Origin of the sequence: Ancylobacter sp. TS-1, assembly GCF_009223885.1 — a bacterium.
Taxonomy (GTDB): Bacteria; Pseudomonadota; Alphaproteobacteria; order Rhizobiales; family Xanthobacteraceae; genus Ancylobacter.
This window is the reverse complement of record NZ_CP045144.1, coordinates 3608005-3622877: the sequence shown is the minus strand read 5'-3', so window position 1 is coordinate 3622877 and position 14873 is coordinate 3608005. Positions and strand designations below refer to the sequence as shown.

Annotated in this window: 15 protein-coding genes and 2 pseudogenes; 11 read left to right on the top strand and 6 right to left on the bottom strand. The window is 65.2% G+C overall.

Annotated features, from left to right (window positions below; translation table 11 throughout):
• Both pstA and pstB read left to right on the top strand, forming a co-directional pair.
• Complete coding sequence (gene pstA, locus GBB76_RS17030; RefSeq protein ID WP_152304399.1) at positions 1 to 921, top strand: phosphate ABC transporter permease PstA; 921 nt, start codon at positions 1 to 3, stop codon at positions 919 to 921.
• A 32-nt stretch (positions 922 to 953) separates the two neighbouring features.
• Positions 954 to 1757 carry a phosphate ABC transporter ATP-binding protein PstB gene (pstB, locus tag GBB76_RS17025; RefSeq protein ID WP_152304944.1) on the top strand — a complete coding sequence of 268 codons (804 nt, stop codon included), beginning with the start codon at positions 954 to 956 and terminating at the stop codon, positions 1755 to 1757.
• Positions 1758 to 1835: 78 nt separating this feature from the next.
• Here the strand turns inward: pstB and GBB76_RS17020 are convergent.
• The 6 genes and pseudogenes from GBB76_RS17020 to GBB76_RS16995 form a co-directional block, all read right to left on the bottom strand.
• Positions 1836 to 3023: pseudogene (locus tag GBB76_RS17020) on the bottom strand (acetyl-CoA C-acyltransferase).
• 37 nt (positions 3024 to 3060) lie between these two features.
• On the bottom strand, positions 3061 to 3969 hold the full coding sequence (locus GBB76_RS17015; RefSeq protein WP_152304398.1) for a cation diffusion facilitator family transporter: 909 nt from the start codon (positions 3967 to 3969) through the stop codon (positions 3061 to 3063).
• Positions 3966 to 4379 (bottom strand): OsmC family protein, encoded by a 414-nt coding sequence (locus GBB76_RS17010; RefSeq protein WP_152304397.1) that lies wholly within the window; start codon positions 4377 to 4379, stop codon positions 3966 to 3968. Before GBB76_RS17010 ends, GBB76_RS17015 begins: the two co-directional genes overlap by 4 nt.
• Positions 4379 to 4615, bottom strand: coding sequence for a thioredoxin family protein (locus GBB76_RS17005; protein WP_152304396.1), 237 nt, complete (start codon positions 4613 to 4615; stop codon positions 4379 to 4381). The genes GBB76_RS17010 and GBB76_RS17005 overlap by 1 nt, the downstream gene beginning before the upstream one ends.
• 21 nt (positions 4616 to 4636) lie before the next feature.
• Positions 4637 to 5704, bottom strand: a complete 1068-nt coding sequence (locus tag GBB76_RS17000) for a permease (RefSeq protein ID WP_246668967.1) — start codon at positions 5702 to 5704, stop codon at positions 4637 to 4639.
• Positions 5701 to 5994: a metalloregulator ArsR/SmtB family transcription factor gene (locus tag GBB76_RS16995; RefSeq protein ID WP_152304395.1), complete on the bottom strand. Its 294-nt coding sequence runs from the start codon at positions 5992 to 5994 to the stop codon at positions 5701 to 5703. Before GBB76_RS16995 ends, GBB76_RS17000 begins: the two co-directional genes overlap by 4 nt.
• Before the next feature lie 292 nt (positions 5995 to 6286).
• Between GBB76_RS16995 and GBB76_RS16990 the strand changes: the two genes are divergently transcribed.
• From GBB76_RS16990 to GBB76_RS16955, 9 genes and pseudogenes are all read left to right on the top strand, one after another.
• Positions 6287 to 7480, top strand: a complete 1194-nt coding sequence (locus GBB76_RS16990) for a DUF932 domain-containing protein (RefSeq protein ID WP_152304942.1) — start codon at positions 6287 to 6289, stop codon at positions 7478 to 7480.
• Between the two features lie 174 nt (positions 7481 to 7654).
• Entirely contained in the window at positions 7655 to 9718 is a 2064-nt protein-coding gene (locus GBB76_RS16985) for a ParB/Srx family N-terminal domain-containing protein (RefSeq protein ID WP_152304394.1), read from the top strand.
• Positions 9719 to 9787: 69 nt separating this feature from the next.
• Positions 9788 to 10822: a toprim domain-containing protein gene (locus GBB76_RS16980; RefSeq protein WP_152304393.1), complete on the top strand. Its 1035-nt coding sequence runs from the start codon at positions 9788 to 9790 to the stop codon at positions 10820 to 10822.
• Between the two features lie 369 nt (positions 10823 to 11191).
• Positions 11192 to 12118: a DUF2493 domain-containing protein gene (locus GBB76_RS16975; protein ID WP_152304392.1), complete on the top strand. Its 927-nt coding sequence runs from the start codon at positions 11192 to 11194 to the stop codon at positions 12116 to 12118.
• Positions 12119 to 12202: 84 nt separating this feature from the next.
• On the top strand, positions 12203 to 12457 hold the full coding sequence (locus GBB76_RS16970; protein WP_149577072.1) for a plasmid stabilization protein: 255 nt from the start codon (positions 12203 to 12205) through the stop codon (positions 12455 to 12457).
• Positions 12454 to 12876, top strand: coding sequence for a type II toxin-antitoxin system VapC family toxin (locus tag GBB76_RS16965; protein WP_152304391.1), 423 nt, complete (start codon positions 12454 to 12456; stop codon positions 12874 to 12876). The genes GBB76_RS16970 and GBB76_RS16965 overlap by 4 nt, the downstream gene beginning before the upstream one ends.
• Before the next feature lie 282 nt (positions 12877 to 13158).
• Entirely contained in the window at positions 13159 to 13326 is a 168-nt protein-coding gene (locus tag GBB76_RS18795; RefSeq protein ID WP_188079217.1) for a hypothetical protein, read from the top strand.
• A 122-nt stretch (positions 13327 to 13448) separates the two neighbouring features.
• A pseudogene (locus GBB76_RS16960) lies at positions 13449 to 13869 on the top strand (hypothetical protein).
• 651 nt (positions 13870 to 14520) lie between these two features.
• Positions 14521 to 14847 carry a DUF736 domain-containing protein gene (locus tag GBB76_RS16955; RefSeq protein WP_152304390.1) on the top strand — a complete coding sequence of 109 codons (327 nt, stop codon included), beginning with the start codon at positions 14521 to 14523 and terminating at the stop codon, positions 14845 to 14847.
• The last annotated feature ends 26 nt before the right edge of the window (positions 14848 to 14873 follow it).

Sequence of the window (14873 nt, the reverse complement as noted above, 5' to 3'; positions counted from 1 at the left end):
ATGACCGACCTATCCCCATTGGCTGAAGCCGAGATCATCCGCCGCGCGCGCCGATCCGAAAAGCGGTTTGCGCTGCTCGGCCTGTCAGTGCTCAGCTTGACCATGCTGGTCCTGCTGACCCTGATCATCGACTTCATGGTGGATGGTCTTGGTCGCATCGACTACGACTTTCTCACCAGCTTTCCTTCCCGCCGCCCGAACGACGCCGGCATTCTCTCGGCCTGGGTGGGCAGCGTGCTGGTCATGATCGTCACCGCTTCGCTCGCCGTTCCGCTCGGCGTGGCCGCCAGCCTATATCTCGAGGAATACGCGCCCAAGAACCTCATAACCAACCTGATCGAGATCAACGTCACCAATCTCGCCGGCGTCCCCTCCATCATTTACGGGTTGCTGGCGCTCGGCTTGTTTATTCAGATGTTTGGCCTCGGCCAGACCATCTTTGTCGCCGGCCTCACGCTTGCCTTGCTGATCCTGCCCATCATCATCGTCGCGACACGCGAGGCCGTGCGATCTATCCCTCAGGAGGTGCGGGAGGCCGCCTTCGCCCTTGGGGCTGATAAATGGCAGACGGTAGGGGGCTACATCCTGCCTGCGGCGCGGCCCGGCATCCTCACCGGCGCCATCGTCGGCATGTCGCGGGCGATCGGGGAAACGGCGCCGATCATCACGATCGGCGCGCTTACCTTCATCGCCTTCCTGCCCCCTTCGCCGGTGGGAACCGAATTCCCCTTCATCAATTTCGATTGGCTGGGATCGCCCTTTACCGTGATGCCCATCCAGATGTTCAACTGGGTCTCGCGGCCGCAGGCGGGCTTCCATATCAACGCGGCGGCGACGGGTCTCATCCTGCTCGCGATGACCCTGCTCATGAACGCTGGCGCCATCTGGCTGCGCTACAAACTCAGAAGGGCCATGCGGTGAATCGGCTTTCTCCCAATGATTCCACTCATCTCATCAAACAGGTCGAGGCGGCTCCGCGCGTCCTCGACGCGGCACCGGACCTGCGTATCGATGTGCGCAATCTCGATTTCTACTACGGCACCTTCCACGCCCTGAAATCGGTCCAGCTGCCGGTCGCCAACGCCAAGGTGACAGCCCTTATCGGTCCCTCGGGATGTGGAAAAAGCACGCTGCTGCGAAGCTTCAACCGCATGCACGATCTCTATCCCGGCAATCGCTATGAGGGAGAGATCCTGCTGCTGCCTGAACAGTTGAACATTGTGGGGCGTGACGTCGACCCGATGTTGGTGCGCCTGCGCATCGGCATGGTGTTCCAGAAGCCAAACCCTTTCCCAAAGAGCATCTATGACAATGTCGCCGCCGGCCTGACGATCCGTGGCATCAAAAGCCGATCGGTTCTCGATGAGCGGGTCGAAAGGGCACTGCGGCAGGCTGCCCTGTGGGACGAGGTCAAGGACCGGTTGAAGACGTCGGCCTATGGCCTTTCGGGCGGGCAGCAGCAGCGTCTGTGCATCGCGCGCGCGCTCGCACCGGAACCGGATATCCTGCTTCTCGACGAGCCGACCTCGGCACTCGACCCGATCGCTACGGCCAAGATCGAGGATCTGATCGATGAATTCCGGGATCGCTACACGGTCGTTATCGTCACGCACAATATGCAGCAAGCCGCCCGGATCTCGGACTACACCGCCTTCATGCATCTCGGACTTATGGTGGAATATGGTGCTACGGCCGAGCTGTTCAGCCAGCCGAGGGATGAACGGACGATCGCCTATGTCACCGGAAGATTTGGATAGTGCGCGCGGGCGATAGCGCATGCCTGGTAGACGTGCGGCGGGCCGACGGACCGGAGTAATCTCGCCGGGCCTGCCGCCTCAGTTCATGGTCTCAAGTGCCAGCGCGATCCCCTGGCCGCCGCCAATGCAGAGCGTAACGACGCCGCGCCTCAGTCCATCGCGCTTCATTGCGTGAAGCAGCCGCGTCGTCAGGACGGCACCGGTGGCTCCGATCGGATGTCCGTGCGCGATCGCGCCGCCTTCGACGTTGACCACGTCCTCCACAAGGCCGAGTTCACGGATGACGGCGAGGGCGATGGCGGCGAAGGCTTCGTTGATCTCGATGCACTCGATGTCGCCGACTGACCAGCCGGCGCGTTCGAGCGCCTGGCGCACCGCCGGCACGGGGCCGATGCCAAAGAAGCCGGGCTCGACGGCGCCGACGCCATAGGCGACAAGGCGTGCCGCCGGTGTGAGGCCGTTGGCTTCGGCGAAGCCGCGCTCGGCGAGGATCATCGCCGCCGCCCCCGTGTTCAGGCCGGGCGCATTGCCGGCTGTAATCGTTCCTTCCTTGCGGAAGGCCGGCTTAAGCTTCGCGAGGGAGTCAACTGTCGCGTCCGGGCGATTGTGCTCGTCGCGCGCGAAGGACTCTGGCCCCTTCCGGCCCTTGATTTCCAAGCCGACGATCTCGTCGTCGAACTTGCCGGCGGCCTGCGCCGCGGAAAAGCGCTGTTGCGACCGGGCCGCCCAGCGGTCCTAGTCCTCGCGGCTGATCTGGTACTTCCCGACCAGATCCTCGGTATGCCAACCGGAATGCTGACCCGAAGAGGCGTCGTTCAATCCGTCCCGAAGCATGGAATCATAGATCTGGCCGTCCCCCATGCGATAGCCCCAGCGACCGCCGCTCAAGAGGTAGGGCGCCATGTCCATGTTCTCCATGCCGCCTGCCACCATGGCCTTGGCGAAGCCGAGCCACACCTCCTGGGCGGCGCAGGCGATCGCCTGCGCACCGGAACCACACACGCGGTTGACGGTCATTGCCGGGACCTCGACCGGGATGCCGCCATGTATGGCGGCTTGCCGGGCCGGATTCATCCTGTTTCCCGCCTGAATCACATTGCCCATGACGACGCCGTCGATCGCTGCGGGATCGAGGCCGGTGCGCCGAAGCGTCTCGCGGACCACGGCCGCACCCAGTTCCGTCGCGGGAATGGCCTTCAGGGCGCCGTTATAGGTGCCGATGGCGGTACGGACAGGTGCGCAGATGACGACTTCGGGTCGGGACATTGAATGGCTCCTGGCTGCGAGCATCCCACGGATGCAATCAGACGACGTCATCTGGCGCGAGGCGGCATTGATCCTTGTCACCGACTTCGATTTGCAGCGTGACGTGGGCGATGGAGAACTCATGCGCCAGTTCGCCGGCAACCTGATCGAGAAAACCGTCGCCGGGATGCCCGCCCGGCATGATCAGATGTGCCGTCAGCGCCGCTCTGGTCGTGCTCAAAGACCAGATGTGCAGATCGTGGACGCTGGCGACACCCGGACGTGACGCCAGCCACGCCAGGACTTCTGTGCGGTCGATGGCGGACGGGACGCCGTCGAATGAAAGACCAAGACTGGAGCGCAGAAGCCCGAAGGAAGTCCAGGCGATCAGCAGGCTGACGAGAATGGCGACAGCGGGATCCAGCCAGGTCCAGCCCGTCAGGAGGATTCCGGCCGCAGCCATGACCACTGCGACCGAGACTGCGGCATCCGCGGCCATGTGGAGAAAGGCGCCCTCGGCATTCAGGTCGCTGTGCCGGCTGGTGCGGAAGAGCAGTGCCGTTCCGGCGTTGATCGCAATGCCGACAAGGGCGACGCCCAGGATTGTGGCTCCCGGTACGGCGACAGGTTCCTGGAACCGCTGAACCGCCTCCGTTACAACGGCGCCAACCCCGATCAAGATCGCCACGGCGTTGGCGAGTGCCGCCAGGATGGTTGCTCGCCCCAACCCGTAGGTGAAGTGCGACGTCGGCGGGCGGGCTGCCAGAACGGTCGCCCCCCAGGCGATCAGGAGCCCCGCGACGTCGGTCAGGTTATGCGCCGCATCGGCAAGCAGCGCGAGCGATCCGGTCGCAAGTCCCGCGATCAGCTCGATGACGACGTAGCCGGCATTCAGCGCCACTGCCCAGCGGAATGCCGGAGACAAATCGGTTCGTTCGGGTAATCCGTGGGTGTGGCTTTCGCTCATGGCGTCGACGACTTGCGCCGGATGACCCCCTCCAGCTTCGTGGCCTGCGCGACGGTATTCGAGATCGTGCCGAACTTGCGGACATTGGTGTGCAGCAGATCGAGGCGGTGATTGTCCTCGTCCGTGTCGACGATGATCTCATAGTCGATGGAGATCATCTTCGGCGGGCTGTCCTGCCGGACGCCGTGGAGCTTGACCTCGACGCCACGCAAATCGAACTTCAGCATCGGCGCCACCCGCTCGATCCCCTTGATCATGCAGGCGGCGACGGCGGCGAGAAACAGCTCGGCCGGATTGAAGGCATCCACGCGGCCGCTCACATCGGTGTCGAGCGTGATTTCCGCCTGTTTCGTCGTGGCGAGGCTGCCGTGCGCGTCGATGCGGCGCGCCTCTACGGAATACTCCAGCATCACGCCCTCAGCCACGTCTCAAGGGCGCCTTCCTTCGGCAGCCCGCCAGCATGGACGACCTTGCCATCGATGACGATTCCCGGCGTCGAGGCGATGCCGTATTTCGCGATCTCGGCATAGTCGGTCACCTTCTCGACGCTGACCTCGATGCCAAGCTTCGACGCGGCATCCTTCACCATCGCTTCGGTCGCCTCGCAGCGCTTGCAACCCGGGCCGAGCACCTTCACGTCCTTCATCTTGCGTACTCCTTGTGTATCTCAGTGGAACAGCATGTTGAACAGGAAGCCGACGGCGAGAATCCCGGTGCCGACGACGCCGACGAACACCGCGATCAGGCGCAGTGTCAGGACCTTGCGCAGGATGATCATCTCCGGCAGCGACAGGGCAATCACCGACATCATGAAGGCGAGCGTCGTGCCCAGCGCGGCCCCCTTGGCCAGGAGCGCCTCCACGATCGGGATGACGCCAGCCGCGTTGGTGTACATCGGAATGCCGATGAGAACGGCAGCCGGCACCGACCACCAGGCATCCGCGCCCATGATCCGGACCATGAGGTCCGCCGGCACATAGCCGTGGATCAGGGCGCCAGCTGCGATGCCGACGATGATCCAGGGCCAGACCCGGCCGACGATATCCTTGACCGCGTCGATGCCCAGCCTGATACGATCAATGAGGGTCAGGTGCTCATCGGGGATCACCATCGTGCCGCCAGCCTGGATGTCCTTCACCCACTCCTGCAGCCAGCCCTCGAGCTTCAGGCGGCCGATCACCCAGCCGGCGACGATTGCGACGCCGAGCCCGAAGCCGAGATAGGTGAGCGCCACCTTCCAACCGACCAGGCCGAACAGCAAGCCGAGTGCCACCTCGTTGACCATCGGCGCGGCGATCAGGAACGAGAAGGTGACACCGAGTGGAATGCCGGCGGAGACGAAGCCAATGAATAGCGGCACGGCCGAGCATGAGCAGAACGGCGTCAGAATGCCGAGACCGGCAGCCATGACGTTGCCGAGACCCTCGCGTTTGCCCGATAGGAGCGCCCGTGTCTTTTCGGGCGAGAAATAACTGCGCACGACGCCCATGGCGAAGACGATCAGCGTCAGCAGCAGCAGCACCTTGGGCGTGTCGTAGAAGAAGAAGGCGAGAGCCTCGCCGAGATGGCTCGTCCGCTCCACCGGAAGCAGCGACACCAGCCATTCGGACGCGGGGACGAGCTGGCTGTAGACAAACCCCCACGCAGCAAGGATCAATCCCAATCCGCAGAGCCATTTCCACGTGGGCGAGGTCTTCGGTGCATCGCTGCGGACTGTGATCATTTCGGTGCTCATGCGGCCACCTCTCCTGCAACGTCCGTTGCAGCAATCACTGCATCGACGATACACGCAGCGCTTTGCGGCAAGTCAGGATTACGCCGGTAGCGGACCCATTGCGCATCGCGGCGGTCGACGACCAGTCCGGCGGCCTTAAGCACGCCCATGTGCCGGGACATCCGCGACTGGGTGGCATTCAGGCGTTCCATCAGCTCGCAGACACAGTGCTCGCCACCGTCCCAGATGATGTGGATGGCAGTCAGCCGCGTCGGTTCGGACAGAGCGGCCAGGATGTGCACAACGTTCATAATTTGAAATTCTATCGCCATATGCGCCTATGCGCATGTGTTGAAATACATAGAAGCTATATCAGCCCGCTCACTCCTGACCTGGCTTATGGCCGCCGCTACTTGCCTGCCGAGCGAGTGACGTCGTTCATGACCAACTCGCGACAGGGCGCAAGATCCACGTGCTGATGGTGGCCGATGAGGTGCTCCCCTCGGCAATGCCCCAGTTTAGAGTGAGAGGCGGGTCCGGATTTCCATGACGGTTGAGGGCTGGGAGAGAGTCTTCCGGCGCCCGTCATGGAGGTTGATTCCCATGAACATGCAGGTTCTGGATGCCGGTCGCGACGCCAGCGGCGGCTACAAGGTGGATGTCACGCGCGGCGAACGGGTCGGCCGCGTATCGTCGGAATGGTTCTCAAGGCCGGATGACGAGCGGTTCCTATCGCTCGGCGAACTGGCCGCGATGGTGCGGGGGCGTGCCGATCACAGTCGGTCGCGCCTGGTGGAGACGTCGCGTATCCATGTGGAGGCGAGCCGCTCCAATGCCGAGCGGTTGGCGCTGGTCATTCCCGGGGCGGATGCGCCCGTCGAGCCCAACCATTGGTCCTTCGGTCAGCTCGCGGCCCAGATCGGGGCACCGGCTTCCTATCTGCGCCAGCTTCCCGCAGCCCTGGCCGGCATCAATCTGCAATATGGCCTGACCGCGCACCGCGCGGAGCAGATCAAGACGTTCGAAACTGCCAATGGCCGCGTTGAGCTGCGCGCGGTGACCGGCCCGGATTATGGCCGGATCTATGATCATGAGCTGGTCGAGGCGGTGCAGCGCATTGCTGGCAACGGCACCGGCGACACGCGCTGGAAGGTGCCGGGCGTGCTGGACTGGTCGACGGGAATCTACAATCCGCGTGTCGACATCACCAAGGATACGACGACGCTCTACGCCTCCGACCGCGACGTCTTCCTGTTCCTGGTCGACGATCTCAACCCCATCGAAGCCGGGCGTTTGCCCGACGGCTCGCCGGACCTCTATTTCCGGGGCTTCTATTGCTGGAACTCGGAGGTGGGGGCCAAGACGCTCGGCATTGCGAGCTTCTATCTGCGTGCCGTGTGCCAGAACCGCAATCTCTGGGGCGTCGAGGACTTCCAGGAGATCACCATCCGCCACTCCAAATACGCGGCCTCGCGCTTTGCGCATGAGGCGGCCCCGGCCCTGACCCGCTTCGCCAATTCTTCGCCCATGCCCTTTGTCAACGGCATCAAGGCGGCACGGGCGAAGATCGTCGCGCGCACCGAAGAGGACCGCAGCGACTTCCTGCGCAACCGGGGCTTCTCCAAGGCCGAGACCGCCAGGATCATCGACACGGTGCTGGTCGAGGAAGGGCGCAAGCCCGAGAGCATCTTCGACTTCGTGCAGGGCATTACCGCGGTCGCACGCGACAAGCCGCACCAGGATGCCCGGCTCGACCTTGAGGGCCGGGCCAAGAAGCTGCTGGATCGAGTCGCCTGACTTCCAGAAAGCCGGAGATGCGGACACCCGTGTCTCCGGCTTTGCGGTTTTCCATTTGTGCGGATCTGCGTTTCTGCGGCGTCGTCCTCCAGAGTGAGAGGGCGGCGCTGCGCTTCGTGACGGGTTGGAGGCCGAGAGAGAGGCTCCCGGCCGCCCGTCGCGGAGGTGCCTTCCATGGCGACCAATGTTCAGAAGATCACGCTCTCGCCCTCGCGTGACATCCCCTTCAACAGGCTCCTGCTCAGCCAGTCGAACGTCCGGCGCATCAAGGCCGGGGTCTCGATCGAGGAACTGGCCGAGGACATCGCCCGCCGCGGCCTGCTGCAGGGCCTCAGCGTCCGGCCCGTCGTTGACGACGCCGGGATCGAGACCGGCATGTTCGAGATCCCGGCCGGCGGGAGGCGCTATCGGGCGCTGGAATTGCTGGTGAAGCAGAAGCGGCTCGCCAAGACCGCGCCAGTGCCGTGCGTCATACGTGAAGGCGGTATCGCCGAGGAGGATTCTCTCGCCGAGAATGTCCAGCGCGCGCCGCTGCACCCGCTCGACCAGTTCCGCGCCTTTCTAGCGCTCCGTGAGAAAGGCCAATCGGAGGAGGAGATCGCCGCCGCCTTCTTCGTCTCCGTCGGCGTGGTCAAGCAGCGCCTCAAGCTCGCCTCGGTCTCGCCAGTGCTGCTGGAGGTCTATGCCGAGGACGGCCTGACGCTCGACCAGCTCATGGCCTTCACCGTGTCCGGCGACCATGCCCGCCAGGAGCAGGTCTTCGAGCGCCTGAAGACCTCCTATGACAAGCAGCCCTATGCCATCCGCCGCATGCTGACCGAAGGTGCTGTCCGCGCCTGTGACAAGCGGGCTCAATTCATAGGCCTCGAGGCCTATGTCGAGGCCGGCGGCACCATCCTGCGCGACCTGTTCCAGAGCGACGATGGCGGCTGGCTGCAGGATGTACCGCTGGTCGACCGGCTGGTGGCCGAGAAGCTCAAGGCCGAGGCGGACGCTGTCGCCGGCGAGGGCTGGAAATGGGTCGAGATGGCCCCCGACTTCGCCTATGGCCACACCTACGGTCTGCGGCAGCTGCGCGGCGAGACCATCCCGCTCACCACGGAGGAAGAAGCCAGCCGCGACGCCCTGCAGGCGGAATATGATCGCCTGTCCGCGGAATACGCCGAGGCGGATGAACTGCCGCAGGATGTCGACGCGCGGCTCGGCGAGATCGAGACGGCGATCGAAGCCTTCGAGGCGCGTCCGATCACCTTCGATGCGCTGGAGGTGGCGCGCGCCGGCGCCTTCGTCAGCATCGCCCATGATGGCGCAGTGCGCGTTGAGCGCGGCTATGTGCGGCCGGAGGACGAACTGCCGGTCGAGCCCGAAGTCGCCGCGGAAGACGCCGGGCCGCACCACATCGCGGCGGCGGCCATGCGTAGCGGCGAGGCCGTCATGGCAGATGCGCCGGCGCCCGAGCCCGAGGAGGATGAAGGCTTGTCCGCCATCTCGGATCGGCTGATGACCGAGCTGACCTCGCATCGAACGCTCGGGCTGCGTCAGGCGCTGGGCGATCGGCCCGATGTCGCCTTCCTCGCGGCCCTGCATGCCCTGACGCTGAAGAGCTTCTATCGCTACGGCTCGGATAGCTGCCTCGAACTCGACCTGAAGAGCGTGGCGTTCAGTGCGCAGGCGCCGGGGCTGAACGACAGCGCCTCGGCCGCGGCGATCCACGCCCGGCATGAGGAATGGGCCAAGGTCTTGCCGAAGGAATCGGCTGATCTCTGGGAGACTCTGCGGGAATGGGAGAGCGACAGCCGCTCCGGCCTGTTCGCCCATGTGGTCAGCCTGTCGGTGAACGCCGTTCACGAGGCCTGGAACCGGCGCCCCCGCGCACTCCACCATGCGGATCAACTCACCCGCGCCGTCGACCTCGACATGGCGGCGGCCGGGTGGAAGCCGACCGTGGACAATTTCCTCGGCCGGGTCACCAAGGCCCGCATTCTGCAGGCGGTGAGCGAGGCGAAGGGCGCACGTGCCGCGGAGCGCATCGCGCACCTGAAGAAGGGTGACATGGCCCGCGAGGCCGAAACGTTGCTGGCTGATACCGGCTGGCTCCCGGAACCGCTGCGCGGAGCCGAACCGGCGGCCGGCGAAGAAACGGCGGCGCAGGACGGCACAACGGCCATGGGCGAAGACGAAAACCTTGAGGATACTGAGGACACCACGGACATCCCCCCTGCCGTGGCGGCGGAGTAACCCTCAACACGATCCTGAACCTCGGCCCGCCGGCTCTGTCGGCGGGCCATTGCTTTTGAAAAGCGCGCCATGTCCGGGATTGCTCACGATCTGTCGCGCCGGCTCGCCGATCGAGCGGAGGCGGTCTGCCGTCACTATCTCTCCAATGGACGCCGGGTGGGTCGCTACTGGCTCGTCGGCGATATTAGAAACACGCCCGGCCGCTCGCTCTTTGTCCGGCTCCAGGCATCCCCGAAGGGGCCGGCGGGCAAATGGACCGATGCCGCGACCGGCGAGCATGGCGATCTCCTCGACATCATCCGCGGATCGCTGGGCCTTACCGACTTCGCTGACGTTGCTGCGGAAGCACGGACATTTCTCAACCTGCCGCATCCCGAACTGGATCCCACGTCACCACGTCGCCGCGTCATCCCGGCTCCATCAGGCCACGTGGAAGCGGCAAGGCGTCTGTTCGCCATGTCGGGTCCCATCGTCGGGACCATCGCAGAGACGTATTTGGGCCGACGCGGCATTACGCTTTTGCACGGAACCGGAAACCTGCGTTTCCATCCGCGCTGCTACTACAAGCCTGACGGCGGCCCGACCGAGACCTGGCCCGCGATGATCGCCGCCGTCACCGATCTCACCGGCAGGATCACCGGCGTACACCGCACCTGGCTCGCCCCCGACGGTACGGACAAGGCTCCGGTCGACACGCCGCGCAAGGCGATGGGTGATCTGCTTGGGTCTACCGTTCGCATCGGTGTGCCCGACAGCGTGATGGCAGCGGGCGAAGGCATCGAGACCATGCTTTCCCTCCGGCAGGTCCTGCCCGACATGGCGATAGCACCGGCGCTCTCGGCAGCACATCTGGCCGCCATCCTGTTCCCGCCTGCCCTGAGGCGGCTCTACATCGTCCACGACAAGGATCCGGCCGGTGACTCCGCGCGGGACACGTTGCTTGAACGGGCGAACGCAGAGGGGATCGAGGCCATTCCATTGTCGCCAGCGCTCGGGGACTTTAACGAGGATCTCCAGCGGCTCGGTATCCATGCGCTCCGGACGGGTGTTCGAGTGCAACTCGCCCCGGAGGACGTGGCGCGCTTCCTGAGCCTGACCCCATAGCCGGAACGGGCTGAACCGCGAGACGTGGCCGCCATGCCCGTAAGGATACGTCCGTAACGGCAAGAGGACCGCGCCTTGCGCCTTCGAGAGGGCGATCGGCCGTCAGCCGGGCCGGATCGGCAATGGCTGCCGCCGACGATTTTCCGGCGCGGCTTTCGGGCCGCTTTCCATCGCGAGGCAAAATCGCCGGCTTATCGCCATCCTCCGCTGGCGCTGCGGCCCTCTACGCTTTCCGGCATGGTCTTGTCCCGAAACCGGTTCCCACTTTCGGGGACCATGCCCGCGCTCCGGGTGCAGGTCCGTCCCGCTCGACGGCTTCGTCGCCATGAAGGCCGCCGCGGCAGGCGGTCCAAACCGACGGAGCATCCCATGAGCGCGCATGACGACCACGAGCCGCACCACGTGTCATCCCCGACCGACCACCTGATCCAGGAATTGCAGCTCCACGGTTACCGTCCTTCCGAGGACGAGCGCGACCAGCGCCCGCCACCGGAGGACCGCCTTATCGAAGGCGCCATCGCCGACATCTTCGACGTCCTCGTCGCCACGATCACCGACACCAGCCTCGATACCGACCTCCCTGATCTCCTCTGGTCGACCGTCAACATGTTCCACCGCGCCGTGGACCGGATCGAGCAGAAGCTTGACGTCAACGAGCAGGCCCAGAAGCAGCTTCAGCATGAACAGGACGGCTCCGAGGTGAAGTCCCTCGAGCTCGAGCGTCTGATCGACATCGGCATGAACCTGATCGGCCGCCGCGACGGCATGGAAACCTTCCGCGAGGCCGCCGCCGAGCGCTACCGTATCGCCACCGGCTCGCCCTGGACGCCACGGGCCGGATCACGGGTCAACCATCGCCACCTCACCGCATCGCTGATCGATAGCCGGGATTTCCTCGCCGCCCGGCGGCGCGCTGATAGCGAGGTGCTCGTGCCCGCCGGGCCGAAGATTGCCTTCTCGGGCGGGGACACCGCCGATCACAGGCAGATCTGGGCCAAGCTCGACCAGATCCACGCCAAGCACCCGGACATGGTGCTCCTGCATGGCGGCTCCCCAAAAGGCGCCGAAAAGATCGCGTCCCTCTGGGCCGACAGCCGCAAGGTCCCGCAGGTGGCCTTCAAGCCCGACTGGACGAAGCACGCCAAGGCCGCGCCCTTCAAGCGCAACGACCAGATGCTGAACGTCGTGCCGATCGGGGTCGTGATCTTTCCCGGCACCGGCATTCAGGACAATCTGGCCGACAAGGCCCGCAAGATGGGCATTCCGGTCTATCGGTTCGGGTCTGGTGGCGCATAAGCGCCGCCACCCCCCCCGCCTTGAATGTGATGGCAAACTCTCTATTTTGCTATCAATGCTATCAGCCTTACTGGAGACGCCATCATGCCAGCAGTGACGATTCGTAACCTCTCCGAGGCGACGCACCGTGCCCTCAAGGTGCGCGCGGCACAGCATGGCCGCAGCACCGAAGCCGAGATGCGCGAGATCCTGGAGACCGCCGTTCGCCCTGACACGCGCCTCCGGCTCGGAACGGCGCTCGCGGAACGCAGCCGCCGGCTGGGGCTGACAAATGAGGATATCGACGCCCTCAGCCCGGCGCGTGACAGGACACCTGCCGAGCCCATGAGCTTCGAATGATCCTTCTCGACACCAATGTCATCTCGGAGGCGATGAAGCCCACGCCCGACGACACCGTACGGGCGTGGCTCGACGAGCAAGCGGCCGAGACGCTCTATCTCTCCAGCGTCACCATCGCCGAACTGTTGTACGGCATCGGTGCGCTGCCCGCGGGCAAGCGCAAGGACCGGCTCACCGAGGCCCTGGACGGGGTGATGGAGTTGTTCGCCGACCGTGTCTTGCCTTTCGATATCGCTGCCGCACGACGCTATGCCGACCTCGCCGTGAAAGCGCGCGCGGCCGGGAAGGGCTTTCCGACGCCCGACGGCTATATCGCCGCGATCGCCGCTGCGCACGGGTTCACTGTGGCATCGCGCGACACGAGCGCATTCAACGCCGCCGGTGTGGCGGTCATCAATCCGTGGAACGTGGACAACTGACGACCTGCCACCGGCAGCAGGTGTTGGACCTGGCAACCCAGCGGAAGCGACCTGTGCGGCAACCCGCCATCAAGGTCTCCTGATCGGACGACCATCCCCGTTTCACGACGCTGATCCTTGGGTCCAGCCGATGGCCTGACGCCATCAACCCATGAAGGGTCGGACAACGCTGCGCGTGCCGCCGCTCCGGCTGCGCCTCACGCGGTGATTGCGGCCACCGGCCGGCCTTTTCGGGCGCCTGTCAGCGGGGGATGGACCTCCGCTCGCGCAGGAGCCAGGTCGATGTCCGCCCAGATCGCTCACGCCTTCGCCTTCAGCCTCGCCACCACCCTGATGGCCACCGTCGTCATCTTCCGCGCCGGTGACGGCACGCTCTCCGTCGCCCCGGCTGCCGAATATGACGGCGACGAAGCCGCCATCGTCCGCGAAATCGACCCCTTCGCCTCCTGAGAGGCGAGCGGGCGGCCATGAACGGCGGAGACGGCGTGCGCTCGTGCTGTGACGCCAACGCCAATACCGGAGGTGCATCGGGGTGGTGAGGCGCATCGGTCTGATTTTATGGAGCCGCCCCCATGATCTTCATCGGCATTTTACTCAGCATGACGACGATCGCATTCCTCTGCTGGCTGCTCTTCACGCTGGCGGTATTCGCGTTGCCGCTGTTTGTGGGCATCACGGCGGGCACATGGACCTATGGAACCGGCGCCGGATGGCTCGGCGCTATCCTTGTCGGCTTTGCTGCCGCAGCCCTGACCTTCGGCCTCGGCAGTTTCCTTCTCTCCGCCATCCGTACGACCTGGGCGCGCCTGCTCATCGCCGCCGCATTCGTCGTCCCGGCTGCAGCGGCAGACTTCCACGCCACCCATGGCATCGTGAAGCACACCATGTCCTTCCCAGCCGTGGCAGATGGTGTTTTCGATCCTCGGAGCCGCCGCCGTTGGCATTGCCGCCTTCGTGCGCATCACCGGAAGGAAGACGTTCGGCCCCCTATGACGGGCACAGCTCCCCTTCCTGACACCGCGATATCCGTTCGGCGCACCAGACAGCGAACGGCATAGCGTCCGCGTCAGCCGGCTGGGCCGGGAGGGAGCGGAAGTCCAGAGCGTCCGTTTCGCCATGCTGTACGGCAGGGTTGGCGCGCGCGACGAACGGCGGCCGCGTCGCAGCCGAAAGACCCCTCGGGGCAGAGCATCCGCGACGTTGGCGGGACGGGGAATGGGCAAATTGACCAGCCTAAGGGTATCGTCCGCCGATGCTGGCCGGTCGGGCCTCTATATCCGGCGCGAGGCCAAACCATCTCCCTCATCCATCCGCCCGTGCCCGCTCCAAACGGCCTCCTCAATGGCCTGATCTGGCCGAAGGATGGCTTCGCCTCGAGCGCCTATGCCACAACGGCTGGTTCCGACTTCCTTCCCCTGCCGACGCCACCCCGCGCGCTGCGCGGGGCCCCGGATCGCCGTCATTCCTCGCGAAGCAACAAAGTCGCACCTGGGCCGTCCTTCGCTGCGCTGCGGTCGCAATCCTCACCCCATCGCGCGAGCGCGACGGGGACCCCGAGGCGATGTGGCGTCGCTCGCCTCCGGCCTTTCGATCGCCATCGAGGCCGCAATGGTGCGGGCTCAGAAGACTGGACGGAGACGGAACATGGCCACCATCGGCACCTTCAAGAAGACCGGCACCAACGAGTTCACCGGCGACATCGTCACCCTCAGCGTGCAGGCCCGGGGCGTGCGCATCATCCCCGACACCCGCGCCACCGGCGAGAACGCCCCCAGCCACCGGGTCCTGGTCGGCCGCGCCGAGATCGGGGCCGCCTGGTCCAAGCGCTCCACCGAGGGCCGCGACTATCTCGGCCTCAAGCTCGACGATCCGAGCTTCAACGCTCCGATCTACGCCAACCTGTTCGACGACGAGGACGGCGAAGGCTTCTCGCTGATCTGGTCGCGCCCCAACGGGCGCCGGAGTGACTAAGACTCGCCCGGATCAGGGCCCCGGCC

Excerpts from the sequence above, each read along its gene's own strand:
- GBB76_RS16995 (WP_152304395.1), bottom strand. The coding sequence starts at position 5,994 with ATGAACGTTGTGCACATCCTGGCCGCTCTGTCCGAACCGACGCGGCTG.
- GBB76_RS17015 (WP_152304398.1), bottom strand. The coding sequence starts at position 3,969 with ATGAGCGAAAGCCACACCCACGGATTACCCGAACGAACCGATTTGTCT.
- GBB76_RS16970 (WP_149577072.1), top strand. The coding sequence starts at position 12,203 with ATGCCAGCAGTGACGATTCGTAACCTCTCCGAGGCGACGCACCGTGCC.
- GBB76_RS16985 (WP_152304394.1), top strand. The coding sequence starts at position 7,655 with ATGGCGACCAATGTTCAGAAGATCACGCTCTCGCCCTCGCGTGACATC.
- GBB76_RS18795 (WP_188079217.1), top strand. The coding sequence starts at position 13,159 with ATGTCCGCCCAGATCGCTCACGCCTTCGCCTTCAGCCTCGCCACCACC.
- GBB76_RS16955 (WP_152304390.1), top strand. The coding sequence starts at position 14,521 with ATGGCCACCATCGGCACCTTCAAGAAGACCGGCACCAACGAGTTCACC.
- GBB76_RS16980 (WP_152304393.1), top strand. The coding sequence starts at position 9,788 with ATGTCCGGGATTGCTCACGATCTGTCGCGCCGGCTCGCCGATCGAGCG.
- GBB76_RS16965 (WP_152304391.1), top strand. The coding sequence starts at position 12,454 with ATGATCCTTCTCGACACCAATGTCATCTCGGAGGCGATGAAGCCCACG.
- GBB76_RS17005 (WP_152304396.1), bottom strand. The coding sequence starts at position 4,615 with ATGAAGGACGTGAAGGTGCTCGGCCCGGGTTGCAAGCGCTGCGAGGCG.
- GBB76_RS17010 (WP_152304397.1), bottom strand. The coding sequence starts at position 4,379 with ATGCTGGAGTATTCCGTAGAGGCGCGCCGCATCGACGCGCACGGCAGC.
- pstA (WP_152304399.1), top strand. The coding sequence starts at position 1 with ATGACCGACCTATCCCCATTGGCTGAAGCCGAGATCATCCGCCGCGCG.
- GBB76_RS16990 (WP_152304942.1), top strand. The coding sequence starts at position 6,287 with ATGAACATGCAGGTTCTGGATGCCGGTCGCGACGCCAGCGGCGGCTAC.
- GBB76_RS17000 (WP_246668967.1), bottom strand. The coding sequence starts at position 5,704 with ATGAGCACCGAAATGATCACAGTCCGCAGCGATGCACCGAAGACCTCG.
- GBB76_RS16975 (WP_152304392.1), top strand. The coding sequence starts at position 11,192 with ATGAGCGCGCATGACGACCACGAGCCGCACCACGTGTCATCCCCGACC.